Source organism: Amycolatopsis sp. NPDC005232, assembly GCF_040607795.1.
Classification (GTDB): Bacteria; Actinomycetota; Actinomycetes; order Mycobacteriales; family Pseudonocardiaceae; genus Amycolatopsis.
Map to the genome: position 1 here is coordinate 184,549 of NZ_JBEXHL010000003.1, position 26,461 is coordinate 211,009.

Sequence of the window (26,461 nt, forward strand, 5' to 3'; positions counted from 1 at the left end):
GCACAGTTCGCTGACGGTGAACCACGGAATCGGACACACGGCGAGACGCGTTGGTAGAGCATGAACAACGACAAGGCGGAACCCGACCCACTGGACGCCTACTCGGCCATCGTCACCTCCGTCGCCGCGCAGCTCACACCGCGCGTCGCGGCACTGACCGTCCGCTCTCGCAGCGGAGAGTCCACCGGGTCGGCCGTCGTGCTGACCACCGAATCCCACCTGATCACCAACTCCCACGTCATCTCCGGCGGCAACCACGGCACCGCGGAGTTCACCGACGGCACCGAAGCACGCTTCAACGTCGTCGGCAGCGATCCGCTCTCCGACATCGCCGTGATCCGCGCCGACCGGGAAATCCCCACCCCACCCGAATACGGCGACGCCGACAACCTTCTCGTCGGCTCCCTCGTCGTCGCCGTCGGCAACCCTCTCGGCCTGGCCGGCACCGTCACCGCCGGAGTGGTCAGCGCGCTCGGCCGCAGCATTCCGGCTCGCACCCGCACCGCCGCGCGGCTGATCGAGAACGTCATCCAAACCGACGCCGCGCTCAACCCCGGCAACTCCGGCGGCGCACTGGCCGACAGCCACGGCCGGATCATCGGCATCAGCACCGCCGTCGCAGGCTTCGGCCTCGGGCTCGCCGTCCCCATCAACGCCACAACCGACCGCATCATCCACGCACTGATGCACGACGGCAGAGTCCGCCGCGCCTACCTCGGCCTGGTCACCGCCCCGGCACCCCTGACACCGGCCCAAGCCGAACGATTCGCACAGCGCACCGCCCTGCGCATCATCGAGGTGGTAGAAGACAGCCCCGCCGCCCGCAGCGGACTGAAGCCGGCCGACCTGGTCCTCGCCGTCGACGGCACCCAGCTCCCCAACGCCCAATCACTCCAGAAACGCCTGTTCTCCGACGCCATCGGCCGGCAGATGGAAGTCACCGTGCTCCGCAACGGCGCCCTCGTCGACGTAATCGCCCTACCCACTGAACTCCCCGACTGACCCCGGGGAGCACGGGGAGCACGGGGAGCACTCACGAAGTCGCGGATCAACGCGGAGACCGGCACAACGTCCTCTGGCGACGGGCTCGGCCGATTCACCGAGCTGCTCCGGCACGAGGGGGCTCAACCTCGTGCGCGCGACCCCAGCGGAACGCACCCTTTACGGTCGGGCCGCGCAGTACCGACGACGTCCATTTCGGGGCGCGGGCCTGTTCCAGTCGGGTGTAGTAGTCGGTGCAGATGCCCGCGCGGGCGGCCACCTCCTCCCGGTGCAGGCCGGGGGTGCGACGCCGCGTCGTGGACCCCAGCCAGGGGCCGAGCCCGCACCTGCCGGCCACACGACCGACCCGAGCCAGCAGGGTGTCCTGGGCTTCCGCAGCTGAGCCGGCGATAGTGACGCCAGCCGCGTCGTGACCGATGGCATGGTCTTTCGACTCTTTCGTTCTTCCGTCCGGGCGGGGTGCACTCGAGTCGAGGGAACGAGACGAGGGTGAGGGGGGCCATGCCTGAGCGACGAATTCCGGACGCCGTCACGGTCAAGACCGCCGTGGCCGCCGCCGTCCGCGCACCGTCGGCGCGCAACACCCAGCCGTGGTCTTGGCGCATCGGGTACCGAACACTGCACCTGTTCGCCGACCCGCAGCGTCAATCCCCCACCACAGACGCCGACGATCGCGACACGGTGCTCAGCTGCGGCGCGGCCCTGCACCACCTCCGAGTCGCCTTCGCAGCCCTCGGCTGGGCCACCGACGTCGACCGGATACCCGACCCGGCACAACCCGACCACCTGGCCGTCGTCACTCCGCATCCGAGTGATCCGACTGCGAACGAGCTCACCCTGGCCGCAGCCATCCTCCAGCGGCGCAGCGATCGCCGAACTCATACCGGACCTGCCCTGTCACCCTGGTACCTCGACACGCTCGCGGCCACGGTGGCCAAGGAAGGCGCGCAGCTCAAGATGGCCCGCTCGGCGGCCCGGCGCCACTTGGCCGAGGCGATCGAAACGGCTTGGGCGGACCCTCCTTCAGAGCGTGTAACTCCACGACCCGTCGTCGCCCTCAGCTCCGACGTCGCGGGCGCCGCCGCAGGAACGCGGCTGTCTGCTCGGACCGAACGCGACAACGCCGTGCTGCTCGTCCTGAGCACTCCTGGTGACGATCGAAGGTCGCGCTTACGCGCCGGCGAAGCCACCAGCGCTGCGCTGCTCGCCGCGACCGCGCTCGGGCTCGCCTCCTGCGCCCTCACCCAGCCACTGCGCAACGCGGCGACGCTTAGAGAGGTCAGTGCCCGCGTGACCGGAAGCCTGTGTCCCCAGGTACTGCTGCGCCTCGGATGGGCGCCCCTCACCGCCGCCGCGCTGCCACAGACACCGCGCCGCGCGCTGACCGACGTCCTGCAACCACTCGAAGCGCCTCCGTGCTGACCAGGATGCCCACCGCGCCACAAGAAGGATTGACGGGCGGTCGCCCACTGTCGTTCGACCCTGTGATCGACCAGCAACGGCAGACGATGAAATGTGGCATCAACCGGCTCAAGGGACGCGCCGGCCGGGGTCCGCGTCGCGCTCGCCGGGGAAGCAACGGCATGGATATGCGTCCAGGAAATCCCCAGCACCAAGGCGAGCTGGAAGAAGCGGCTACGCCATCATGCTCTGTGCCCGGTCTGTGGCGGTGTGTCCGGCGAGGACTGGTCGGCGACCGGACACCGAGCTCGCCGCCGGACGACGGTCGCCGTGAAGGCTGCGGCTGCGGCGGCGGTCGCGGCGAGCAACACAAAGCCGAGCAGGTAGGAGCCGGTCGCGCCGAATACGACGCCCATGACCAGAGGCGGGAAGAAGCCGCCCAGACCACCGGCCGCTCCGACGACTCCGGTCACGGCACCGACCTCGCCCGGCGCGACCAATCGCGCCAAGAGCGCGAACACCGCGCCGGTTCCGGTGCCGAGGGCACCGGCGATGCCGAGGAAGAGCAGCGTGCCGACCGGGATCAGAGGCGGTTCGAATGCGGCGGCGAGCGCCAGGATGCCGACCACCACGAAGGCCGCGACGAGGATTTTCACCGGATCCGCGCGGTCGGACAGCCAGCCACCGACCGGCCGCATCGCGACGGCGAGCACTACGAAGCCGGCGGTGCGCAGAGCTGCGTCTCCACGGTCGAGACCGAACGAGGTGACCAGATAGGTGGGCAAGTAGACGCTGAACGCGACGAACCCGCCGAACGCCACCGCGTACAGCGCGGCGAGCTGGCTGGTCGCCGGCATCCGCAGGGCAGAACCCAGCCTGCCGAGGAAAGTCCCCGCGGCACGTTGGCGACCCGGGCGGTCCCGCAACACGGCGAACGCGAGCACGGCGTAAACCACGAGGAGGCCGGCGACCAAGTCGAACGGGAAGCTGCTCCCGAAGGCCTTGGCCAGCTGGACGGTGGAGAACGCCGAGATGGCGGTCCCGCCCATCCCCGCGCCGAAGATCCCGAGGGCCAGTCCGCGGCGTCGCGGTGGGTACCACGAGTTCACGAACGGGACGCCGATCGCGAAGGTGGTGCCGCCGAGGCCGAGGAAGAAGCCGCCGACGAGGTACCCAGTCAGCGAACTGGCGCCGTGCCCGAGGTAGAGCACCGGGATCGCGGTGAGCAGGGCGACGACCGGGAACATGAGCCTGGCGCCGAGGCGGTCGGTGAGCGCGCCGACCGGGATCCGCCCGAGTGAACCGACGATGACCGGCAGGGCGACCAGGATTGCCTGCTGCACCGAGGACAGGTGCAGTTGTTCACGCAGCGTCGCGCCCAGGGGCGAGAGCAGAGCCCATGCCCAGAACGTGACCGCGAAGCCGGCCGTGGCCATCGCGAGCATCAGCCCGGCGTGGTCGTCCGGTCGCTCGGAGGTAACGTGATTTTGCCGTCGGGGCGTGGATTTCGTCACGGTCGGCTCCTCCGGTGTGGACGGTCGCCCAGCCGCCGGGACGACGTCGCGTTCATCGTCGCCATGACCCGCCAGGACAGGGAATGGTCGTTGGACTTCTGAATGAAGGACCTTCGGCGTAGCTTCGAGGCGTCCGTCCCTGACATCGTTTCCACTGAGCTCGGACTCGTGGGAGGCGCAGGTGGCGCGACGACCGAAGGATGCCCGGCCTCAGCCCGGGACGGACGGCCCGCTGGCCGATGCCCTGCTCAGGACCGGCCGGTTCTTCACCCGGCGCGAGACCTCGGGCGACCTGCGGGCGGTGTTCAAAGAGGGCGGCCGCGACGGCGACGTCTTCTACCGCGACCGCTGGAGCCACGACAAGGTGGTGCGTTCGACCCACGGAGTCAACTGCACCGGGTCGTGCTCCTGGAAGGTCTACGTCAAGGACGGGATCATCACGTGGGAGACCCAGCAGACCGACTACCCCTCGGTCGGCCCGGACTCCCCCGAGTACGAACCCCGCGGCTGCCCACGCGGAGCGGCGTTCTCCTGGTACACCTACTCCCCCACCCGCCTCCGCTACCCCTACGCCCGGGGCGTCCTGGTCGAGATGTATCGCGAGGCGAAGGCCCGGCTCGGCGACCCCGTCGCGGCGTGGGCTGAGATCACCTCCGACCCGGACAAGCGGCAGCGCTACCAGTCCGCCCGGGGCAAGGGCGGCCACGTGCGGGTCTCGTGGGACGAAGCCACGGAGATCGTCGCTGCGGCCCACGTGCACACCATCGCCGCGTACGGCCCGGACCGGATCGCGGGCTTCTCACCCATCCCGGCGATGTCGATGGTGAGCCATGCCGCCGGATCGCGGTTCATCGAGCTGATCGGCGGCGCGATGACGTCGTTCTACGACTGGTACGCCGACCTCCCGGTGGCCTCGCCACAGGTCTTCGGCGACCAGACCGATGTGCCCGAGTCCGGCGACTGGTGGAACGCGACCTACCTCCTGATGTGGGGGTCCAACGTCCCCGTGACGCGCACGCCGGACGCGCATTGGATGGCCGAGGCGCGCTACAAGGGTCAAAAGGTCGTCGTGGTGTCACCGGACTACGCCGACAACACGAAATTCGCCGACACGTGGCTGCCCGCCCAGCCCGGTACCGACGGTGCACTGGCGATGGCGATGGGCCACGTCATGCTGAAGGAGTTTTTCGTGGACCGGCGGGTCCCATTTTTCGTCGACTACGTGCAGCGCAACACCGACCTGCCATTCCTGGTCACCTTGACCGAGCGCGACGGGGCCTACGTCCCCGGGAAGTTCCTGACCGCGACCGCGCTCGGCGACGACTCCGAGGGCGCGGACTGGAAGACCGTGCTGATCGACGGCGCCACCGGCGAACCCGTGGTGCCCAACGGTTCCCTCGGATTCCGCTATACCGAGAGCGGCACGGGACGCTGGAACCTCGACCTCGGCGACGTCGCCCCGCAGCTGACGATGCACGGACCGCAGGTCGACTCTGTCGAGGTGCTGCTCCCCCGCTTCGACGCCCTCGACGGCTCCGGCGGGGTGCTGCACCGCGGCGTGCCGGTCCGGCGCGTCGCGGGGAAGCTCGTCACGACGGTGTTCGACCTGATGCTCGCCCAGTACGGCGTGAGACGCGACGGTCTGCCGGGCGCCTGGCCCGCCGGCTATGACGACGCGACCGAGCCGTACACCCCCGCCTGGCAGGAGGCGATCACGTCGGTCCCGGCCGGGCAGGTCGTGCGGGTCGCCCGGGAGATGGCGGCCAATGCCGAGGAGTCGGAAGGCCGGACCATGATCATCATGGGAGCCGGGATCTGCCAGTGGTTCCACGGCGACACCACGTACCGGGCCGTGCTCGCTCTGCTGATGCTCACCGGCTCGATGGGCCGAAACGGTGGTGGCTGGGCCCACTACGTCGGGCAGGAGAAGTGCCGCCCGGTGACCGGCTGGGCCACGATGGCGATGGCCACCGACTGGCAGCGCCCGCCGCGCCAGATGATCGGCACGGCTTACTGGTACACCCACACCGACCAGTGGCGTTACGACGGCTACCGTGCCGACGCGCTCACCTCTCCTCTCGCGGAGGGCAAGCTGGCGGGCAAGCACACGATGGACACCATCGCGCAGTCCGCCCGGCTCGGCTGGATGCCGTCCTACCCGCAGTTCGACGTGAACCCGCTCGCTCTCGCGGACGAGGCCGGTACTCAGGACGTCGCGGCGCACGTCGCCACGCGGCTGCGAAACGGCACGCTCAAGTTCGCGATCGACGACCCCGACGCGCCGGAGAACTGGCCGCGGTGCCTCACGCTGTGGCGAGCCAACCTGCTCGGCTCCTCGGCGAAGGGCGACGAATACTTCCTCAAGCACCTGCTCGGCACGCACAACAACCTTCAGGCGGATCAGACCCCGCCGGAACGCCGGCCGCAGGACGTGCGGTGGCGGGGCGACGAACCGCCGGCGGGGAAGCTCGATCTGCTGCTGTCGCTGGACTTCCGGATGACGAGCTCCACGCTGTTGTCCGACGTCGTACTCCCGGCCGCGACCTGGTACGAGAAGCACGACCTCAACACCACCGACATGCACCCGTTCGTGCACGCGTTCTCGCCCGCGATCGACCCGCCGTTCGAGTCGCGCACCGACTTCGACGCGTTCCACACCATCGCCCGCCGTTTCTCGGAGCTGGCCGCCGTCCACCTCGGCAGCCGGCGCGACGTCGTCGCCGTGCCGCTCCAGCACGACACCCCCGGCGAGACCGCCCAACCGGGCGGCACGACGCTGGACTGGCGCGCCGGCGAAACCGAGCCGATCCCGGGCCGCACGATGCCGAACTTCGTCGTCGTCGAACGCGACTACCCGGCGGTGGTCGACAAGATGGCCGCCCTCGGCCCGCTCGTCGACCGGCTCGGCATGACCACCAAGGCCGTCACGTACCACCCGGACGAGGAGATCGCCCACCTGGCGGCGAAGAACGGCGTGATGCTCGGCGGCGTCGGCGACGGCCGGCCGGCGATCGACACCGACGCGAAGATGGCCGAGGCGATCCTGGCGCTGTCGGCCACCACCAACGGCCGCCTCGCCGTACAGGGCTTCGAACAGCTCGAGCGCCGCACCGGCGTCCGGCTCGCCGACCTCGCCGCCGGCAGCGAGGACAAACGGATCTCCTTCGCCGACACCCAAGCCCGTCCCGTCCCGGTCGTCACCAGCCCGGAGTGGTCGGGCAGCGAGACCGGCGGACGCCGCTATGCGCCGTTCACGATCAACGTCGAGCGGCGCAAGCCCTGGCACACCCTGACCGGCCGGATGCATTTCCTGCTCGATCACGACTGGATGCACGAGATGGGCGAAACCCTGCCGGTCTACCGGGCCCCGCTCGACATGCAGCGGTTGTTCGGCGAGCCGGCGATCGGCGCGCCCGGCCCCGGCGACGAGAACGGTGCTTCGGTGACGGTGCGGTACCTGACCCCGCATTCGAAGTGGTCGATCCACTCGGAGTACCAGGACAACCTGTTCATGTTGTCCCTTTCCCGCGGCGGCCCGGTCGTCTGGTTGAGTGAGACCGACGCGGCCGCCATCGGCGTGGGGGACAACGACTGGGTGGAAGCGGTCAACCGCAACGGTGTCATGGTGCTGCGGGCGATCGTCACCCACCGCATCCCGGCGGGCACGGTGTTCGTCTACCACGCCCAGGAGCGCGTGGTGAACGTCCCGAAGTCCGAGCACACCGGGCGCCGCGGCGGCATCCACAACTCGCTCACCCGGATCCTCGTCAAGCCGACGCACTTGATCGGCGGCTACGCCCAGCTTTCGTTTGCGTTCAACTACCTCGGCCCGACCGGCAACCAGCGTGACGAAGTCACCGTGATCCGGCGCCGCCGCAGCCAGAAGGTGGAGTATTGACATGCGCGTGATGGCTCAGCTGGGCATGGTGATGAACCTCGACAAGTGCATCGGCTGTCACACCTGCTCCGTCACCTGCAAGCAGGCGTGGACCAACCGCAGCGGCGTCGAGTACGCCTGGTTCAACAACGTCGAAACCCGCCCCGGACAGGGGTATCCGAGGCGCTACCAGGACCAGGAGCAGTGGCGAGGCGGCTGGGTCCGCACGGGTCGCGGGCGGTTGAAACTCAAGGCGGGCGGACGGTTCCGCAAACTGTTCACGATCTTCGCCAACCCCGTCCTGCCGAACATCCGCGACTACTACGAGCCGTGGACCTACGACTACGAAAATCTCACCGACGCGCCACTCGGCGACGACTTCCCCGTCGCACAGCCGAAGTCCCTGCTCTCCGGTGACCCCATGTCGGTCGAGTGGAGCGCGAACTGGGACGACGACCTCGGCGGTGCCCCGGAACACGGCCCCCGGGACCCGATCGTCGAGCGGCTGCGCGAGGAGTCCGAGGAGAAGGTCAAGTTCTCCTACGAGCAGGCCTTCATGTTCTTCCTGCCGCGCATCTGCGAACACTGCCTCAATCCCTCCTGCGTGGCCTCGTGTCCGTCCGGGGCGATGTACAAGCGCGTCGAGGACGGGATCGTCCTCGTCGACCAGGACCAATGCCGCGGCTGGCGGATGTGCGTGACCGGCTGCCCGTACAAGAAGGTGTACTTCAACCACCGCACCGGCAAAGCGGAGAAGTGCACGTTCTGCTACCCCCGCGTCGAGGTCGGGCTCCCGACCGTGTGCAGCGAGACCTGCGTCGGCAGGCTGCGCTACCTCGGGCTGTTCCTCTACGACGCCGACCGCGTCACCGAAGCAGCGTCGGTGGCCGACGAACACGACCTCTACGAGGCGCAGCTGGACCTGCTGCTCGACCCGAACGATCCCGAAATCGTGGCCGCCGCCCGCCGCGACGGCATCGCCGACGACTGGCTCGAAGCCGCACGCCGGTCGCCGGTGTACAAGCTCGCCAAGGAATACCGGGTGGCGATGCCTCTGCACCCGGAGTTCCGCACGATGCCGATGGTCTGGTACATCCCGCCGCTGTCACCGGTGGTCGACCGGCTCACCGAAACCGGGCACGACGGCGAGGCCGCGGCAAACCTCTTCGGCGCGATCGAGGCCCTGCGGATCCCGATCGGTTACCTCGCCGAGCTCTTCACCGCCGGCGACGTCGCGCCGGTGGACCGCGTGCTTCGGAAGCTGGCCGCGATGCGCTCCTACATGCGCGACATCAGCCTCGGCCGTCCTCGCGACGAGTCGATCGCCGCGGCCGTGGGAATGACCGGCGGTGAGCTCGTCGAAATGTACCGGCTGCTCGGCATCGCGAAGTACGACGAGCGTTACGTCATTCCCACCGCCTACACCGGCGAAGCCCATCAGCTCGAAGAACTCGGCTGCAGCCTCGACGTCGACGGTGGGCCCGGCATGGTCGGCAGCGGCCCCTTCGGCGAAGGATCCGGCCGCGCGACACCGGTCTCGGTCGAGACGTTCCACGCGCTGCGCGACCGCCAAACCAGCGACGAGGTGACCGACCCGGGACGACCTGGAGCGCGGATCAACCTGCTCAACTGGGACGGCAAGGGCCGACCGGCCGGGTTGTTCCCACCCCGCGCCGAGCCGACGGACCCGGAACGGAGCGACCGATGAACCCGGGTCGGTCGGCCCGCGAGCACGCGGTCGTACTGCAAGCAGCATCGATCTGCCTGCAGTACCCCGACGACCACGTGCGGGCGATGCTGCCCATCGTGCGCGCCGCGATCGAGGCACTGCCCGGTGGAGACCCTCGTGACCGCCTCGAGGCGTTTCTCGCCGAGACCGCAACAATGGCTCCCAGAGCTCTGGCCGAGCACTACGTGCGGGTGTTCGACACCCGCCGCCGGTGCTGCCTGTACCTGACCTGGTGGAGCGACGGGGAGACGCGCCGGCGGGGCAGCTCGCTCGCCGCGTTGAAGTCCCGCTACCGGGCCTCCGGTGTCGAGCTCGACAGCACCGAACTGCCCGACTACCTGCCCGTCGTCCTCGAGTTCGCCGCCACGGCCGACCTCGGCGGCGGCCTCACGCTCCTCCAGGAACACCGAGCCGGGCTCGAACTGCTCCGCCTGGCGCTCCTCGACGCCGCGACGCCTTACGCGGCGCCCGTTCAAGCTGTTTGCGCACTCCTGCCCGGGCCCTCCCCCGACGACGTCGCCGCGGCCAAGGCGCTCGCCCGCAGCGGCCCACCCCGGGAGCAGGTCGGCCTGGAACTGGCCCCGTTCGGCGCCATCCCGGCTGGAGGCCCACGATGACCTGGCTCGACGTGCTCCTGTGGGGCATCGCGCCCTACGTCATGATTGCCGTCCTCGTCGGCGGCACCGTGTGGCGGTACCGCTATGACAAGTTCGGCTGGACCACCCGCTCGTCGGAGCTGCAGGAATCCAGACTGCTGCGGATCGGGAGCCCGTTGTTCCACTTCGGGCTCCTCGTCGTGATCATCGGGCACGTGATCGGTCTGCTCATCCCCAAGAGCTTCACCGACGCGCTCGGCCTCGGCCAGGAGGCCTACCACGTGCAGGCCTTGCTGCTCGGCAGCATCGCCGGACTGTCCACTTTGGCCGGTATCGGGATTCTGATCTATCGCAGGCGGACGACCGGCCCTGTGTTCCGGGCGACCACGGCCAACGACAAGCTGATGTACCTGGTGCTCGTGGCCGCGATCCTCGCGGGCTTGGCGACCACGCTGCTCGGCGTCGCCGGCGGCGAGGAGCACGACTATCGGCAGACCGTCTCCCCGTGGTTCCGGTCCCTGTTCACCCTGAACCCTGACGTCGAGGCCATGAGCCACGCGGGGTTCGCCTTCCACCTGCATGTCCTCATCGGCATGGCGCTGTTCGTCATCTGGCCCTTCACCCGCCTGGTCCACGCCTTCACCGCACCGCTGACCTACCTGGTCCGGCCCTACATCGTCTACCGGTCCCGAGAACAGACTACGACTTCACGACCGCCGCGCCGCGGGTGGTTGAGTCGATGAACCAAATCGGAGACGGACCGCGACCACTGCTGATCCACTGTGGACTATTGTGGCGGCTACGGTGCGCCGTAGCCACTTCCGCCCGGAAGCTGTAAACGAACTGCGCACGCGAGGACGCGGCAGGTGGCCTGATGACGTGCAGTTGCGCTCGTCCCCAGACCACACCGCAAGGCCGATTTCTCCGGCTCGACATCCGTCAATCGGTGTGTGGCTCCTGGGAGCGAGATCGGCGACGTCAGCCCCAGAACTGCCTGCGTCCTGTGCGAACCACTTTCCGACCGGGCCGGGGTCGTGCGCGGTGGCGGTGTCTGTCCCGCTGACCATCGTCCCCGCCTCTCAGCCCAGGGTGGCGACAAGGATGGCCTTGATGGTGTGCAACCGGTTCTCGGCCTGGTCGAAGACGATGCTCGCAGCCGAGTTGAACACCTCCCCGGTCACCTCGAGTCCGGACGTCATTCCGGTGTGCTCCATGATCTCCTGGCCGACGATCGTGTCGGTATCGTGGAATGCGGGTAGGCAGTGCATGAATTTGACCGCGGGATTCCCTGACTTGTCCAGCAGCGTCGTGTTCACCTGGTACGGGGAGAGCATCCGGACTCGATCCGCCCAGACATCCTTCGCTTCCCCCATCGAAACCCAGACGTCGGTGTGGATGAAGTCCACTCCGGACACCGCATTCGCGGCGTCATCGGTCACGGTGATTCGCGCGCCGGTGCGCCGGGCGATCTCGCGTGCGATTTTGACAACGTCCTTCGGCGGGTGCAGCTCCTCGGGACCTGCGAGCCGCACGTCGCTTCCCATCAGCGCGCCCATGACGAGCAGCGACCGGCCCATGTTGAAGCGGCAGTCACCCACAAAGGCATAGGCGAGCGCGTCGTAAGGCTTGTTGCCGGACTCATGCATGGTGAGGAAGTCGGCCAGCATCTGAGTGGGATGCCACTCGGCGGTCAGTCCGTTGTAGACCGGCACGCCGGCGTGTGCGGCCAGCTCCTCCACATCGGCTTGCGCGCTGCCCCGGAACTCGATCGCGTCGTACATGCGCCCGAGCACCGCGGCGGTGTCTGCAATGGACTCCTTGTGGCCCAGCTGCGACCCGGACGGATCCAGGTACGTCACGTGAGCGCCCTGGTCGAAAGCCGCGACCTCGAACGCCGACCGGGTACGCGTCGATGCCTTCTCGAAGATGAGCGCGATCTCCTTGCCGTCCAGTCTTTTGACCTCGGTACCGGCGTATTTCGCCGACTTCAGCGCATCGGCGAGCCGCAACAGGAAACGCAGCTCGGTCGGGCTGAAGTCGATCTCCTTGAGGAATCCGCGACCATGCAGGTTGAAGGCCATCAGGTACTCCTGAAAGGTCAGAACGCGGCGTCACGTTCGATCGGGCAGGTCATGCAGTGCGAGCCGCCGCGACCGCGGCCGAGCTCGAAGCCCTCGATCGTGATCACCTCGATGCCGGCCTTGCGCAAGGCGGTGTTCGTGCCGGTGTTGCGCTCGTAGGCGACGACGACACCGGGTTCGAGGGCGACGACGTTGTTGCCGTCGTCCCACTGCTCACGCTCGGCGCCGAACTCGTCCCCGCCAGTCTCGATCACGTGCATCCTCGGCACGCCGAGCGCGCGAGCCATCAGGTCGGGCAGCGTGCCCTGCTGTTCTTCTACGACCAGATCGTCGGCCGACTCGCCCGGTCGGATCGACCACGCGCGCGCGCCGCTGACCACCTGCGGGAACATCGTGACCACGTCGCGGTTGCACATCGTGATGACGGTGTCGAGATGCATGTAGCTGCGCGACTTCGGCAGGTGTACCGCGAGCACCTGTTTCGCCGACCCGTTCCGGAACAGCGACCGGGCAATCCAGAGCACCGCCTGCGGCGTGGTGCGCTCTCCCATGCCGATCATCACGGACCCGTTGCCGATCGGCTGCACGTCGCCGCCCTCGACGTGCGCGCGACCCCAGTTCTCGTCGACGCCCCCGAGCCAGACCGGGAAGTGTTCCGCGGCGAACATCGGATGGAACCGGTAGATCATCTCCATGATCATCGTTTCCGGTTTGCGCGCGGGTTTGGTCATCGGGTTGATCGTGACGCCGTCGTAGATCCAGCAGGACGGGTCCCGCTGAAACAGGAAGTTGGGCAGCGGCGGCAGGAGCATGGTGGTGGGGTTCGCGGACTCCCACTCGAGCCCGATGTCCTGCTCGACGTCAGCCCTGGTAATCCCGCCGATCAGGAACTCGGTTACGAGGGCCGGGTCGGCGGTCTGCACCCAGGCGTGGGCACGCTGAGCCGCTGTGATGCCGATCTCGCGCTCGCTGAGAATGTGCTCGGTCGCCCAGTCCTTGACTTCGGGCTTGGCCAACGTGTCCGCGAGCAAACGCTCGACGTGGAAGACCTCGACGCCGCGATCGCGCATCACCTCGCAGAATGTGTCGTGCTCGGACTTGGCCTTGCTGACCCAGATCACGTCGTCGAAGAGCAGCTCCTCCGCGTTCGCCGGCGTGAGCCGCCGATGTTCCAGACCCGGGCGGTGGACCATGACCTTGCGAAGTTTTCCGACCTCCGAATGCACGCCGAGCGCCATGGCCGCCTCCACTGGTACGAGCGGGCTGTCTGCGAGAAGTCGACACGCAAGCAACGGGCGCGCCTTCACCCGCTGGGGGTGAACACCGTTCCGGCGGGCAACTGTCGGTCGACGAACGCTGACGCCACGTCACCCCGGTGAAACGACCAGTGAACGACGGGCAAACTACAGGAAAGGTCGGACGATTACGGTCGTCCCGAAGCCGCGGATCCAGGTCTCCCAGCCAAGTGTGCGCGACGTCGCCCGGCGTCCAGGTCACCCTCTTCGGGTGACCTCCTGCCAAGGCGAGCGACAACACTGAGGCTCTCAGGGCAAGAGTGAGGCGGTCACGACGACTCCAACCGCCGACGAGTGCTCGACGCACCCCCACGAGTGCTCGTCACGCACTCCGGAGGTGAGTCATGTCAGATGCGGTCGACAATCGGCCGGACGCGGTTCGGCATCACCTCGGCGACACCGGCACAGGTTCCCTCTTACCGATGAGTCCGAAGTGGAGGCCGGCATGCGGATCGTGGTCGCACTCGGCGGGAATGCGTTGCTTCAGCGCTCGGACCCGATGACCATCGAGGTGCAGCGGCGCAACGTTCGGATCGCCGCGGAGGCAATCGCGCCGCTGACCGCCGAGCACAGCGTCGTCGTCGTCCACGGCAACGGGCCACAGGTCGGACTGCTGGCGCTGCAGGCCGACGCATACAAAGGCGCCGAGCCGTATCCCCTGGACGTCCTGGACGCGGCAACCCAGGGCATGATCGGCTATCTGATCCAGCAAGAGCTGCGAAACGTCCTGCCGGCCGACCGGCCCGTCGTCACCGTCCTCACGATGATCACGGTCGACGAGGACGACCCGGCGTTCGCCGGCCCGACCAAGTTCGTCGGGCCGGTCTATTCGAAGGATGCGGTGGGTGAGCTGGCGGCGGAGAAGGGCTGGACGTTCCGTCAGGACGGCACCGGCTGGCGGCGCGTCGTGCCCTCCCCAGAGCCGCGGCAGATCGTCGAGATCGAGCCGATCCGCTGGCTCATCGACCGGGGAAGTGTGGTCGTCTGCGCCGGCGGCGGCGGGATCCCCATGACGCACGCCTTGGCGGGCCCGCTGTCCGGCGTCGAAGCCGTCATCGACAAGGATTTCGCGAGCGGACTGCTCGCCCAGGACATCGGCGCGGAGCTGTTCATCATGGCGACCGACGTGGAGGGCGTCTACCTCGACTTCGGTACGCCACAGCAGCGGAAGCTCGCCGACGTCACGCCCGAGGAACTGGCACGCCATCAGTTCCCGGCCGGGTCCATGGGGCCCAAGGTCGAGGCGGCGAACCGCTTCGCGACCAACACCGGTGGCCGGGCGGCGATCGGCTCGCTGGTCGACATCGCAGACATCGTGGCCGGCGTCGCTGGCACCAACATCGCCACGCGCACCGGCATCCGCGTGGCGGCCACCGATCCCGCCGCGCCCACCGTGGGAGGTGGCTGACATGACCGATGCGTCACCACATCGGAAGTACCTGACAGTCCGGCAAGCGTCGTTCATCGGCGTCGGCGCGATGGTCGGCGCCGGGATCTTCGCCTTGCTCGGCGCGGCCGGAGAGGTGGCCGGCGCCGCGGTGTGGATCTCGTTCCTCATCGCGGGCGCGATCGCCGGGTTGCAGGGCTACTCGTTCGCGAAGCTCGGCGCGCGCTACCCCTCGGGCGCGGGACTGTTCGAGTACCTCGCGCGCGGGTTCGGCAATGGGCACCTCACCGGCGTCACGGCGTGGCTGACCTATGTGGCCAACGCCATCGTCACCGCAATGGTCGCGGTGTCCTTCGGCAGCTACGCGAGCGCCGCCTTCACAAACGAGGACCCCACCTGGACGAAGATCTTCGCCGCACTCGTCCTGATCGTCATGACCGGGGTCAACATCGTCGGCTCGCAGCTCGTGGCCAGGGCCCAGACCATCATCGTCTATATCGTGCTGGGAATCCTCGTCCTGTTCTCCCTCGTCACGCTGTTCACCATCGACCCGTCGCTGCTCGCCCCGTCCGGCTACCCGCCGCTGGGCGACATCATCGCCAGTGTGGCGCTGACGTTCTTCGCCTTCCTCGGGTTCGGCATCATCACGTTCACGGCGAAGGACCTCCGTGAGCCGGCCCGGCAGCTCCCACGCGCGATGTACCTCGCACTCGGCATCGCCACCGTCATCTACGTCGCGATCGCGCTCGGCGTGTTCGGCACCCTGCCCGTGGACGTGGTGATCTCCTCCGGCGGCACCGCGCTTGCGGTTGCGGCACAGCCCGCACTCGGCGAGTTCGGCTACGTACTCATGATCATCACCGCGCTGTTCGCGACGGCCGGCGCGACCAACGCCGGCCTCTATCCCGCCGTCGGCCTGTGCGACCAGCTCGCTGCGACCGGCCAGATGCCGCCGCTGATGAGCCACCGCGTCGGTGGCAAGGCCTCGGTCGGCCTCCTTGTCGCGGCGGCGCTCAGCCTGATCCTGGCGATCGGCTTCGACCTCACCGCCATCGCCTCGATCGGTAGCGCCGTGGCTCTGCTGGTCTTCATGATGGCCACAGTCGCTCACTTCCGCGTCCGCGCCAACACAGGCGCGAGCCTGACCCTCCTCATTCTCGCCGTCCTGACCTGCGGCATCGCCCTCGTCGCGTTCCTGATCTCGACCGTCGTCAACGACCCCGGCTCAGCCGTCGCGATGCTCGTGATCATCGTCCTCGGCGTGATCATGGACCTGTCCTGGAAGCGGGTGCGCGCAAACCGCGACGCGGTGGCCCCGCCCACCACGGCCCCACCGGATCGCGAGCCTGGCGAAGCCCCGCCGTCCGAACCATGACGACGGCCGGTCACCGGCGCACACCTTGGCAGCCCGCCGAAAAGGTCGTCAACGCCCCTGTCCGGTCGACGAAGGTCGTCTGTGAAGCCCGGTCGCTCTCGACGACGCCCAGCGCGCGACCACGACGACGATGCCGATCACGGTGATCGCGCCCGCCGTGCGTGGAACCCAATCGCCCCACCGCACGTAGGGAGTGATCTCCTCATACAGCGGCACATCGACCACGAAGATCCCGCGCTCGTCCGGCGGCATCCAGGCCAGCTGCCTGCCCCGTGCGTCGAACGCCGCGGATGTTCCGTTCAGCTCCACCAGGACGGCGGACCGACCGGACTCCACCGCCCGCACCGCCTCGGCACTCGCCTGTTGCGGTTGCACCCAGGTTCCGTGGAACGACGTGAGCGAGCCCTGCACCACCGTGACATCGGCGTGCAGCCGAACGAGTTCCCGGCGCAGGTCGGGAAAGATCGACTCGTAGGAGATCAGCGGGCCCACCTTTGTCCCGCCGACCCGCAGCACCACCGGCTCTCGGCCCGGGGCTCGATCTTCCTCGGCGATGGCGGTGCCCTGAAGCACCTTTCCCAGCAGCTGCCGCATCGGCACGTACTCGCCGAACGGGACCAGCCGGCGCTTCTCATACGTACCAACCAAACCACCAGGTCCATACTGCTGAGTCGTCTTCCTGATCCGACCGTCCGCTGCTCGCGCGTCGACGTTGACCAGTACGTCACTTCCCGCGATCGCCGCGGCCTGGCGCAACCGGCCCAACACATCGGGACGGCTCGCCGGGTCGAACGGCACGCTGCTCTGGCCCCAGACCACCATGTCCTGCCCCAGACCGGCGGCTCTGTGGGTCAAGTCCAGATGCGCCGCCAAACGCTCGTCTCCTCCGTACACGACGCCAGGCTGCACCCCCACCACGCGGACGCTGCCGGTCACCACCGGTTCCGGCCGGAGCAGCCCATAGCCGATCGCGAGCGCGGCGAGCACGACGGCGAGTCCTCCCCCGAGCAATCGCGCTGCCCTGCCGGCGCCGGGAAGGAACACGGCAGCAAGCCCGACGTTGACCGCCACCAGCACGAAGCTCAGCAACCACACCCCGCCCAGCGACGCCACGGCCAGCACCGGCCGCACCTGCCATTGCGTCAGACCGACAAGACCCCAGGCACCGCCCAGACCTTCCCAGGAACGCAGCGCCTCGACGCTGACCCAGACCGACGGCAGCACCACCACCGCCAAGGCCACCCGCGCACCGGACGGTTCGCGCAGCAACCCGTACGTCGCCAGCCCGAACGGCACCCAGAGGGCGGCGACCACAACGCCCACCACAAGCGCCAGCATTCCGATGTTCGGCAGCAGCCACTGCAGCGCAACGAGAAAGAACCCGACCGCGGCAAGTGAACTCCGCCAAGCCGCCTCACCGTACGAGCCCGCGCGCCCGAGCAACAACACCAGCGGGACCAGCCCGACCCACCCCAGCCACCACGCATCGGCAGCCGGGAAGGCCAGCGCCACCACGCCACCACACGGCAAAGCCAGCCCACGCACCGCCCACCGACGCACCCGCACGGCAACAGGCATACAAGCACGCTACTCCCCGCCAGGCGTGAGTCGGGCCAGGTCACCGCACCTCCCGGCCCGCCGAGCGTTCTCCGCGCGCCCACCCCTACCAGGCGGTACCGAGCCGACCAGGACTACGTCAAACGGGGTACCGCCGATGCACGGTCCGACCTGAGTCAGGCGTGGTGGAACCCGAGTGGGCACTTCTCGGTGAACGCGGCCATGCCTTCCTTCTGGTCGTGGGTGGCGAGCAGAGCGTGGAACGCCCGGAGTTCGAACAAGACGCCGACCGTCTCCACCCCGACCTTTCCGGCGCCTCCCGCTCTGGGGCTGGCGGGATCGCTCGGAAATCACCTGGAGCATGACCTTCCCCGCGACGCCGACGGTCGCCTCTCACAGGCCGAGTGCGCGACGGACCTCGGCCAGATGCCGCCGCGACACCGCGACGGTCTCGCGATCGGGCCCGTCCAGGACGAGCGCGAACCCGCCGTGGAAGGTCGGGGCGATTTCGCGCACCCGGTGCAGGTTCACCACGCAGTGCCGGTGCACCCGCAGGAATCCGTGTGGTGCCAGCCGTGTCGCCAGCCGGGTCAGGGTGTGGTTCAGTGCCCGCAGCCGGCCCCGGTCGGTCAGCAGCCACACGGTCTTGCCCTCGGCCTGCGCGACCCGGATCTCCGCCGGGGCCATGAGCAGGATGTGCCCGCCGTGGCTGCCGGCGAGCCGGAACACCGGCGCTTGGGCGGCCTCGATCGCCGGCGGTGAGTCCGTACTGGTGGTGAGGAGCGTGCCGATGAGCTGCCCGTCGTGCTGGATGGGCTGGACGGTGATCGGGCACCCGTCCTCCGTGCAGGCGGCCAGCCGCAAGGCGCCGGCACGCGCGCTTGAGCCGAGCACCGCGCGCCCGATGTCGTTCGCCGTCACAAGCCGCCCGCGCCGGTCGATGACCGCCAGTGGTCCGGCGTCGTCGGCGGCCTGCGGTAGCAGCGATCCGGCCAGCTCGGTGAGCACGTCGTCGTGCCGGCGACGCAGGCCGAGGCCCAGTTCCTGGGCGCAACAGTGCAGCCGCGCGATCGCGAGCGCCGGCAGCGGACGGCGGTGCACCAGGAACGCGAGGACCGCGCACGGCCGCGGACAGTCGGGGCCGGCCACCGCGACACCCGCGCCGGACCATTCGGCCAGGTCACCGCGCCAGTGCTCGGAACCGGTCACCTCGGCGTGCCCGTCGAGCAGCGCGGTACCGAGGGCATTGGTACCGCGGCTGTTCTCCGACCAGTCGTACCCGGGCGCGAGCTGGTGTGCGCCCGCGAGCGCGACGGCCGAACGGCTCCCGAACACCGCGGAAACCCGCCCGTCGCCGGCCGCGACCGCCACCACCCCGTCGGTTCGAGTGATGTCGGCCGCCAGTGAGCGGGCGGCCGACACGACGGTGCTCGGCGCCGCAACCGAGTCGGCAGACGGGTCGGGCGGCGGCGTGTCGGGGGCAACACCGTAGACCTCGCGGCAGCGCTGCCAGGACGCCTGAATCGCAGGCGGGATCGCGGCGGTGCCGTTCATTCCGGGTTCGTGGCCGCCGGCGCCGGCCCGCTGACCGTCCATGCCGACCTCCTCGCGTTCGGGCGGCCCCCTGAACAGACTAGGACCGACGTGGCCGGCCGGGATAGCGTCCGCGTACTCCTCACCCGGGCAGATCGACGATTCCGGCCGATCCGACGACCCGATTGCAGGGAGGTTTCGTCATGGCCATCGACTTCACCCTCACCCCGGAACAACGGGAACTCCAAGCGAGCACCCGCGCCTTCGCCCGCGACATACTCGCGCCGGTGGTCCGCGCGGCCGACGCCGAGACGGACCCGTTGCGCGCCTTCCAGATGACCAAGGACGCCTATGTGCAGGCCTACCGCGCCGGCATCGCGTTCTGCATGCTGCCCACGCAATACGGCGGCGGTGGGGTGTCCAATGTGGACCTCATACTGGCCGCCGAGGAAGTGTGCGCCGTCGACCCGGGTTTCGCCTGCACCATCCTGGTCAACGGGCTTGGCCTGATGCCCGTCTGGTACTGGGGCAGTGACGAGCAGAAGGACCGCTTCCTGCGCGCGGCCACCTCGGACCCGACCGGCGAGTACATCGTCGGCTACGCGGTGAGCGAGCCGGCCGGCAGCCCTGGCGGCACGGCGAACTTCGACGCACCCGATGCTTCACCCGTCGGAATCGGTGTCACGGCCACGCTCGATGGCGACCACTACGTGCTCAACGGCCGCAAGTACTGGCCGTGCAACGTCGCGGGCTGGGACGGGCAGGGTGCCAACGCGAGCATCGTTGTGGTGCGCACCGACCCGTCGAAGGGCGGCACCGAGGGGCTTTCGGCGATCATGATCGAGCGCGGCACCCCCGGTGTCAGCTACAACCTCATCAGCAAGATGGGACATCGGCTCACCCCCAACGCCGAGATCGTCTTCACCGACGCCCGGGTTCCCGCGAACAACCTCGTCGAGGGCACCCGCGGCAACGGCGACCTGCTGATCAACCGCAACTTCGCCTGGTCGGGGCCGGTGGCCGGGATCGCGGCGGTCGGCGTGGCCCGGACCGCCTACGAATCCGCCCTCGAGTGGGCGCGGACCTACACCGCCGGTGGCCCGAGCCCGATCATCAACCACCAGAACGTCGGTTATGTGCTCGGGGACGTCGCGGCGCGGATCGAGATGTGCCGCTGCTTCTGCTGGAAGACCGCGCACTTCCTTGACCAGCACGACTACCACGGCGAGCTGATCGGCGCGATGTGCAAGATCCAATGCACGGAGCTGATGTTCGACGCGGTCTACAAGTGCATGCAGGTCGTGGGCGTGAACAGCCTGGACAAGCAGCACGAGTTCGAGAAGCTGCTGCGCGAGGCCGCAGTGCTGCCGCTCTACGATGCCGGCAACTTCGGCATGCAGCGCCGACGCGTCCACGGCGTGCTCGCCAGCCCGGACTACAACCCACGTGCGCTGATGGACGACGAGTTCGTGCCGTTCACGAAGTTCATGGAGACCATCGACACGGTCCCCACCTACCAGGAGACGCCGCTTCCCGTGTGACGGGCGAGCGCTCGGGTGCGCCCCTCACCTGGCGCACCCGGGCGCTGGGCGCCGGCTTGGCGGAACCGGTACCCGGCGACGTCGACCCGCGCGCCGCAGCGCGTCGAAAAGAAAACCGCGGGCGCCCGTTGCGACGCTCCTTCCGTCCCGGGGTCGAGGATGGACGGGCGTGCCCGCCTGTCCGGTCGGCTTCGGCCGTCGAGACCACCGCGTCGCGGTGAACTCCGGGTAGCGCTTGATGCCCGTCATCGGACACTCCCCACGGGCTGGGATTCGGGTTCCCCGGCGTAGGCCGGGTCCGCCGGCCTGGCCACCGTGGCGATCGCCGATCACGAACTCCTGTGGCAGCTCACCGTGGCGACCTCCGCGACCCGACGACCCAGTGCAGCCGCGCAGGCATTTCTGGAGCTGCTCGACGAGGTACACCCGACACCGAATCGCCGGCAGCTACGCGGTTGACCCGAGTTGCACAGCCGGCCGAGGCGCCGCACCGAGATCAGGTCGGTGATCCAAAACCGGCAGCACGAGTTCCTCAGGCGCCAGAACCGGATCCGGACGTTCGACCGCCGCCACGAATGCCCTCCGGTGTGGACAGCACGAAGGGCCTGTTCCTGCGATGGGTGCCCAGCATCGTCCACCGTGGACGGACGGTCAGACCAGCGCTTCGATCCGCACCGCGGCGCCCGACGGGTCCACGCGGGCGAGCCAGGAGGCCGGCAGCAGCGCCGGGCGGGACGGGACGAACTGCGGAAGCCGGCCCTGCCACAGGACCCGGTCGCCCTGGCTGACCCGCACCCGCGGCAGGCGGGCGAACACGCTCGGCCGCAGGATCACCCGGCCGCGCGCCGGGAGGTCCGCCGACGACGAGATGCGCTGCGGACTGGTCCAGGCCAGCGGGCCGTCGACCTCGATCGGGACCCCGGCGCCGGCCGCCGACGCCGCGCGGCCGGCCAGCCAGCGCGCGATCGAACGCCCGGCGTGGCGGCCCGACAGCGCCGCGACGTCCGCGGTTTCGACCGGGTGACAAAGGTTTCCGGCGGCGAAGAGCCCCGGCGAGCTGGTGGCCCCGGTCGCGTCGATCACCGGCCCGAGAGTGCGCGGGTCCATCCCGACACCCGCCGTCCGGGCGAGCTCGTGGTCCGGCACCCAGTCGCCGGTGAACACGACGGTGTCGCAGGCCTCGGTCCACCGGTGCCCGTCGGCGACGCGCTCCAGCTCGACCTCCGCAAGCCGCGGCTTGCCCCGCACCGCGACGACCCGGGTGCCCGTCAGCACCGGCACGCGCAGCATCCACCGCGCGCCGAGGTGGAACGGCAGGTAGCTCTGGTGCCGCGGCAGCTCGGTGGTCAGCGCGGCGACCTCGACCCCGGCGTGCCGCAACGTCATCATCGCGGAGAAGCCGACGTGCTCGGCACCCACCACGATCGCGCGCCGTCCGACCGGCCGGCCGTGGAGGTACACGGTCTGCTGCAGCTGCCCGGTGGTGTACACGCCCTGGCCACGGTCGCCCGGCACCCAGCGCGCCGGGCGCGGGCGCTCCCGGGCGCCGGTGGCCATCAGCACCGCCGAGGCGTGCACGACCGACAGCCCGTCCGGCGCCGTCACCTCGAGCCCGCCGTCGCCGGACCAGCCGGTGACCATGGTCGTGGTGCGCAGGGTGACGCCCGCCGCCGCGGCCAGCGCGGCGTACCGCCGGGCGTAGGCCGGCCCGGTCATGATCCGCCGGAAGTCCCGCAGGCCGTAACCGGTGTGCGCGGAATGCCGCGGAATCCCGCCGGCGACGACCTCTCGCTCCAGCACCTCGACCCGCTCCACCCCGGCCTGGCGCAGCGCGACCGCCGCGGCGAGCCCGGCCGGCCCACCGCCGATCACGGCGACGTCGACATCGTGCCTGATCCGCTCGTTCACTTCGCGGCCTCCGCTTTCACGGGCGCGTCCGCGCCCTCGTCGACCATGCGCGAAACCGCCGCGCCACAGTAGAAACCCTGACACCGGCCCATCCCGGCCCGAGTGCGGCGGCGCAATCCCTCCACAGTGGACGGGGCGATTTCGCTGTGCAGCGCATCGCGGATCTCACCGCGGCTGACGCGTTCGCAGAAGCAGACGATCTCGCCGTACGCGGGGTCCTTCGCGATCAGCTCGGCGTCCTCGGCCGGGCGGACGTCCACCTGGCCGAGATACGGCATCTGCGGCGGGACGACGTCCGCACGCGGCCCCGGCATCGCCTCGCCCGGCCAGCCCGCCAGCTCCGCCCCGACGTACTCGGCGATCGCGAGCGACGAAGTCAGCCCTGTCGACCGGATCCCGCCCACGCACACGTAGCGCTGGTCGGGATGGAATGAGATCTGGTAGTCGCCGAACTCCGTCGCCGCCCGCAGGCCGGCGTAGATCGTGGTGACCTCCTCGCGCAGCAGCGCGGGGACGATCCGGTTTCCCTTTTCCCGCAACATGGCCAGGCCGTCCTCTGTGGACTCGGTGGCCGAGCGGTCGGTCAGGTCCTCCGCGGTGGGGCCGAGCATCACGTTGCCGTAGACGGTCGGGCTCACCAGTACGCCCTTGCCCATCTTCGTCGGTACCGGCAGCAGGATGTGGTTCACCAGCGACCGCGCCAGCTTGTCGAACACGATGAGCTGGCCGCGGCGGGGGGTGATCGTGAACGACTCGTGCCCGAACATCGCGTGCACGTGATCGCTGCCGAGGCCGGCGGCGTTGACCACGCACCGGGCCCGGACGGGTCCCCGGTCGGTGTGCAGCACCGTATGGTCCACACCCGGCTCGGCGCCGGTCACGGTGTGGCCGAGCAGCAGTTCGCCACCGTGGCGCACCGCCTCCGTCGCGAACGCCAGCGTGGTCGTCCACGGGCAGATGATGGACTCCCCCGGCACCTCCAGGGCACCCAGCGCGCCCGGGCCGAGGTGGGGCTCGCGCCGCGCCAGCTCGGCGGGGTCCAGCAGTCGGGTCTCGTGGTAGCCGTTGGCCGCGGCCTTCTCGGCCAGCCCCGGCAGTGCCGCCAGCTGCTCGTCGTCCCAGGCGACCAGCAGGGCGCCCAGCGGCTCGACCGGGATCCCCGCCTTGGCGGCGTAGTCGGACAGCAGCCGGTACCCGCGGGCGACGAGCCGCGACTCGGTGGTGCCGGGCGTCGCGTCGAAGCCGGTGTGCAGGATCGCGGTGTTGGCCTTGCTGGTCGCGTCCCCGACATCGGAGCGCGCGTCCACCAGCGCCACGGACCGGCCGCGCAGCGTGAACTCGCGCGCCAGCGCGGAGCCGACCACTCCGGCTCCGATCACGACCAGGTCGTACTCGGGCTCTGGCATCAGGAATCAGCCCTTCCGGGAAACACGCGGCCTTCGCCGCTGAACTGCCGGGTCGCCTCCAGCGCGGACCGCCAGCGGCCCAGCTGCTCGGCGGCCCAGGCGGGCGGCCGGCTCGGTTCGACGACCGTGCCCGGCCGCGGGTCGGGCAACGGACGGCCGACGGCACCGCGCACTGCCAAGTCGGCGACGCCGAGCGCGGTCGCGTGTGGAGCGGCGGCCACCTCCACGGGTGCTTGCAGCAGGTCGGCCTGCAGCTGCACCAGCACTCGCGACCGGGTGAGCCCGCCGTCGAGCCGCAGCCTGGGCGCGGTGCCACCGAGGTCCGCCGCCGCGGCGTCGACGAGGTCCACGATCTGCGCGGCGATCCCCAGGCAGACCGCGCGGGCCAAGTGCGCCCGGGTCGCCGCCAGGTTCAGTCCCAGGAAGCCACCGGTCGCGCCCGGCTGCCAGTGCGGCGCGGCCAGCCCGGCGAGCGACGGCACGAAAAAGACCCCGCCCGTGTCGTCCACTGTGGACGCCAGCTCGTCGAGCTCGCCGGCCGAGCCGAGCAGGCCGACGTCGCGCAGCCAGGACACCGCCTTGCCCACGGTGTACACCTGCCCGTCGAGGCACCAGCGCCGCTGCCCCGCGATCTGCCACGCGATCGACGGGGTCAGGCCGGCTTCGCTGCGCTGCGGCCGGTCACCGGTGTTGACGAGCAGAAAGGCGCCGGTGCCGTACGTGCACTTCGCCTCGCCCCGCTCCCGGCAGCGCTGCGCCCACAGCGCAGCCTGCTGGTCGACGATCACCCCGGCGACCGGGATCTCGGTGCCGAAGGCGCTGGTAGTGCCGACCACTTCGTCGTTGCCGGCCAGCCGCGGACGGCGCTCGGTCAGCCCGAACAGCTCCCACGCCTCGTCCGACCAGGTGCCGGACTCGAGGTCGAGCAGCATGCTGCGCGACGCGGTCGCGACGTCGGTGACGAACTCGCCGGTGAGCCGGTGCAACAGCCACGTGTCGGTGGTGGTGACCACTCCCCCGGCGCCCACGCGCTCCCGCAGCCAGCGCATTTTCGGGGCGGAGAAGTACGGGTCGAGCGGCAGGCCGCTGATCTCGCCGAGCCGGTCGGCGACGTCGCGCAGGGACTCGCACACCTCGACGGCCCGCCGGTCCTGCCACACCACGCACTGCGAGAGGGCTTCTCCCGTCGCGGGGTCCCACGCCAGCACCGTCTCGCCCTGGTTGGCGAGCCCGACGACGCCGGCACCCACCCCGGCCGCCGCGACGGCTGCGCGGCCCGCGTCGAGAACCGACGCCAGCAGCTCGCCCGGATCGACCTCCACCGCACCCGGTTTCGGCGTCCGCACGGACAGTGGCCGGTCGACCTCGGCCAGCACGGCACCGTCCTCGGCGACGACGAGCGCCTTGGTCGCCGAGGTGCCCTGGTCGATGGCGAGCACGGCTCCGGTCATGAGGCCGCGTCCTCGGCTCCGGCCACGGCCGGCTGCACGACGGTAAGCCCCGCGTCGCGCAGCTGCGCGACCATTTCGGGGTCCGCCGAGGAGTCGGTGATCAGCGCCGTGATGCGGTCGAGCTCGCAGACCTTCCGCAGCGCGACGTGCCCGAGCTTGCTTCCGTCCGCCAGCACGTAGACCTCGGCCGCGTTGCTGATCATCCGGCGCCGGACGGCGATCTCGTCGAGGTGGTAGTCGGTGAGCCCGCCGGTCGCGTGGACCCCGCCGGAGCCCAGGAACGCCTTGTCCGCGAAGAAGTTGCTGACCTGGTCCTCGGCGTCGGGCCCGGAGCAGGTCAGCTCGTCGTGCCGGACCCGGCCGCCCACGAGGTGAAGGTTCACCGCGTCCCGGCCGGCCATCGCCAGGACCGCGCCGAGGTTGTTGGTGACCACGCGGCCGCGGAACGACTCGGGCAGCGCGCGGGCGGCGGCGAGCACAGTGGTGCCCACGTCGAGGAACACCGTGTCGTCGTCACCGACGATCGAGGCGACCACCTCGGCGATCTCCGCCTTGGCCTCCCGCTCGATGTTCTCGCGCTCCACCCGGCCGGGCTCGGCGCTGCGGGACAGGTTCTTGGCTTTGGCCGCACCCCCGTACACGCGGCGGATGGCGCCTTCGCGTTCCAGCAGCACGAGATCGCGCCGGATGGTCTCCGGTGACACGTCGAGCTGGACCGCCATGTCCGCGGGCCGGAGCACCTCGCTGCTGTTCAGCAACGCCAGGATCTGCCTGCGGCGTTCGTCGGGAAGCACGTTTCCCCCTACCT

18 protein-coding genes are annotated in these 26,461 nt (G+C 69.7%); 9 read left to right on the plus strand and 9 right to left on the minus strand.

Features of this window, described 5'->3' with window-relative positions; genetic code table 11:
• Nucleotides 1-60: 60 nt before the first annotated feature.
• Entirely contained in the window at nt 61-1,002 is a 942-nt protein-coding gene (locus tag ABZU76_RS08130; protein ID WP_354866313.1) for a trypsin-like peptidase domain-containing protein, read from the plus strand.
• A 501-nt stretch (nt 1,003-1,503) separates the two neighbouring features.
• Nucleotides 1,504-2,424: an NAD(P)H nitroreductase gene (locus tag ABZU76_RS08135; RefSeq protein ID WP_354866315.1), complete on the plus strand. Its 921-nt coding sequence runs from the start codon at nt 1,504-1,506 to the stop codon at nt 2,422-2,424.
• Nucleotides 2,425-2,645: 221 nt separating this feature from the next.
• Here ABZU76_RS08135 and ABZU76_RS08140 read toward each other — a convergent pair whose 3' ends face one another.
• The gene (locus ABZU76_RS08140; RefSeq protein WP_354866317.1) at nt 2,646-3,917 is read right to left on the minus strand and encodes an MFS transporter; all 1,272 of its coding nucleotides are present in this window, start codon (nt 3,915-3,917) and stop codon (nt 2,646-2,648) included.
• Between the two features lie 181 nt (nt 3,918-4,098).
• On the opposite strand from ABZU76_RS08140, the gene ABZU76_RS08145 reads away from it, so the two are divergent.
• From ABZU76_RS08145 to narI, 4 genes are read left to right on the plus strand one after another with little or no spacing between them, the layout of a single operon-like run.
• On the plus strand, nt 4,099-7,815 hold the full coding sequence (locus ABZU76_RS08145; protein ID WP_354866319.1) for a nitrate reductase subunit alpha: 3,717 nt from the start codon (nt 4,099-4,101) through the stop codon (nt 7,813-7,815).
• A gap of 1 nt (nt 7,816) precedes the next feature.
• Nucleotides 7,817-9,502 (plus strand): nitrate reductase subunit beta, encoded by a 1,686-nt coding sequence (gene narH / locus ABZU76_RS08150; protein WP_354866321.1) that lies wholly within the window; start codon nt 7,817-7,819, stop codon nt 9,500-9,502.
• Entirely contained in the window at nt 9,499-10,140 is a 642-nt protein-coding gene (gene narJ, locus ABZU76_RS08155; RefSeq protein ID WP_354866323.1) for a nitrate reductase molybdenum cofactor assembly chaperone, read from the plus strand. Before narH ends, narJ begins: the two co-directional genes overlap by 4 nt.
• Nucleotides 10,137-10,862 carry a respiratory nitrate reductase subunit gamma gene (gene narI / locus ABZU76_RS08160; RefSeq protein ID WP_354866325.1) on the plus strand — a complete coding sequence of 242 codons (726 nt, stop codon included), beginning with the start codon at nt 10,137-10,139 and terminating at the stop codon, nt 10,860-10,862. The genes narJ and narI overlap by 4 nt, the downstream gene beginning before the upstream one ends.
• Before the next feature lie 336 nt (nt 10,863-11,198).
• On the opposite strand, the gene argF is transcribed toward narI, so the two are convergent.
• Nucleotides 11,199-12,200: an ornithine carbamoyltransferase gene (argF, locus tag ABZU76_RS08165; protein WP_354866327.1), complete on the minus strand. Its 1,002-nt coding sequence runs from the start codon at nt 12,198-12,200 to the stop codon at nt 11,199-11,201.
• Nucleotides 12,201-12,217: 17 nt separating this feature from the next.
• Entirely contained in the window at nt 12,218-13,438 is a 1,221-nt protein-coding gene (locus tag ABZU76_RS08170; RefSeq protein WP_354866329.1) for an arginine deiminase, read from the minus strand.
• Between the two features lie 502 nt (nt 13,439-13,940).
• Between ABZU76_RS08170 and arcC the strand changes: the two genes are divergently transcribed.
• Together arcC and ABZU76_RS08180 are read left to right on the plus strand one after the other, a co-directional pair.
• On the plus strand, nt 13,941-14,903 hold the full coding sequence (arcC, locus tag ABZU76_RS08175; RefSeq protein ID WP_354866331.1) for a carbamate kinase: 963 nt from the start codon (nt 13,941-13,943) through the stop codon (nt 14,901-14,903).
• A 1-nt stretch (nt 14,904) separates the two neighbouring features.
• Nucleotides 14,905-16,257 carry an APC family permease gene (locus ABZU76_RS08180; protein ID WP_354866333.1) on the plus strand — a complete coding sequence of 451 codons (1,353 nt, stop codon included), beginning with the start codon at nt 14,905-14,907 and terminating at the stop codon, nt 16,255-16,257.
• A 48-nt stretch (nt 16,258-16,305) separates the two neighbouring features.
• On the opposite strand, the gene lnt is transcribed toward ABZU76_RS08180, so the two are convergent.
• On the minus strand, nt 16,306-17,769 hold the full coding sequence (lnt, locus tag ABZU76_RS08185; protein WP_354866335.1) for an apolipoprotein N-acyltransferase: 1,464 nt from the start codon (nt 17,767-17,769) through the stop codon (nt 16,306-16,308).
• A 438-nt stretch (nt 17,770-18,207) separates the two neighbouring features.
• Nucleotides 18,208-19,410 carry a LytTR family transcriptional regulator DNA-binding domain-containing protein gene (locus tag ABZU76_RS08190; protein ID WP_354866337.1) on the minus strand — a complete coding sequence of 401 codons (1,203 nt, stop codon included), beginning with the start codon at nt 19,408-19,410 and terminating at the stop codon, nt 18,208-18,210.
• Nucleotides 19,411-19,550: 140 nt separating this feature from the next.
• Between ABZU76_RS08190 and ABZU76_RS08195 the strand changes: the two genes are divergently transcribed.
• A complete protein-coding gene (locus tag ABZU76_RS08195) occupies nt 19,551-20,888 on the plus strand; it encodes an acyl-CoA dehydrogenase family protein (protein WP_220239769.1) in 1,338 nt (445 codons plus the stop codon).
• Between the two features lie 651 nt (nt 20,889-21,539).
• On the opposite strand, the gene ABZU76_RS08200 is transcribed toward ABZU76_RS08195, so the two are convergent.
• Genes ABZU76_RS08200 through ABZU76_RS08215 form a run of 4 tightly spaced genes read right to left on the minus strand, consistent with a single transcriptional unit; the run spans nt 21,540 to nt 26,447 of the window.
• Nucleotides 21,540-22,796 (minus strand): FAD-dependent oxidoreductase, encoded by a 1,257-nt coding sequence (locus ABZU76_RS08200; protein ID WP_354866339.1) that lies wholly within the window; start codon nt 22,794-22,796, stop codon nt 21,540-21,542.
• Nucleotides 22,793-24,202 (minus strand): NAD(P)/FAD-dependent oxidoreductase, encoded by a 1,410-nt coding sequence (locus ABZU76_RS08205; protein WP_354866341.1) that lies wholly within the window; start codon nt 24,200-24,202, stop codon nt 22,793-22,795. The genes ABZU76_RS08200 and ABZU76_RS08205 overlap by 4 nt, the downstream gene beginning before the upstream one ends.
• Entirely contained in the window at nt 24,202-25,653 is a 1,452-nt protein-coding gene (locus ABZU76_RS08210) for an FGGY family carbohydrate kinase (protein ID WP_354866343.1), read from the minus strand. The genes ABZU76_RS08205 and ABZU76_RS08210 overlap by 1 nt, the downstream gene beginning before the upstream one ends.
• Nucleotides 25,650-26,447 (minus strand): DeoR/GlpR family DNA-binding transcription regulator, encoded by a 798-nt coding sequence (locus tag ABZU76_RS08215; RefSeq protein ID WP_354866345.1) that lies wholly within the window; start codon nt 26,445-26,447, stop codon nt 25,650-25,652. The genes ABZU76_RS08210 and ABZU76_RS08215 overlap by 4 nt, the downstream gene beginning before the upstream one ends.
• Between the last annotated feature and the right edge of the window lie 14 nt (nt 26,448-26,461).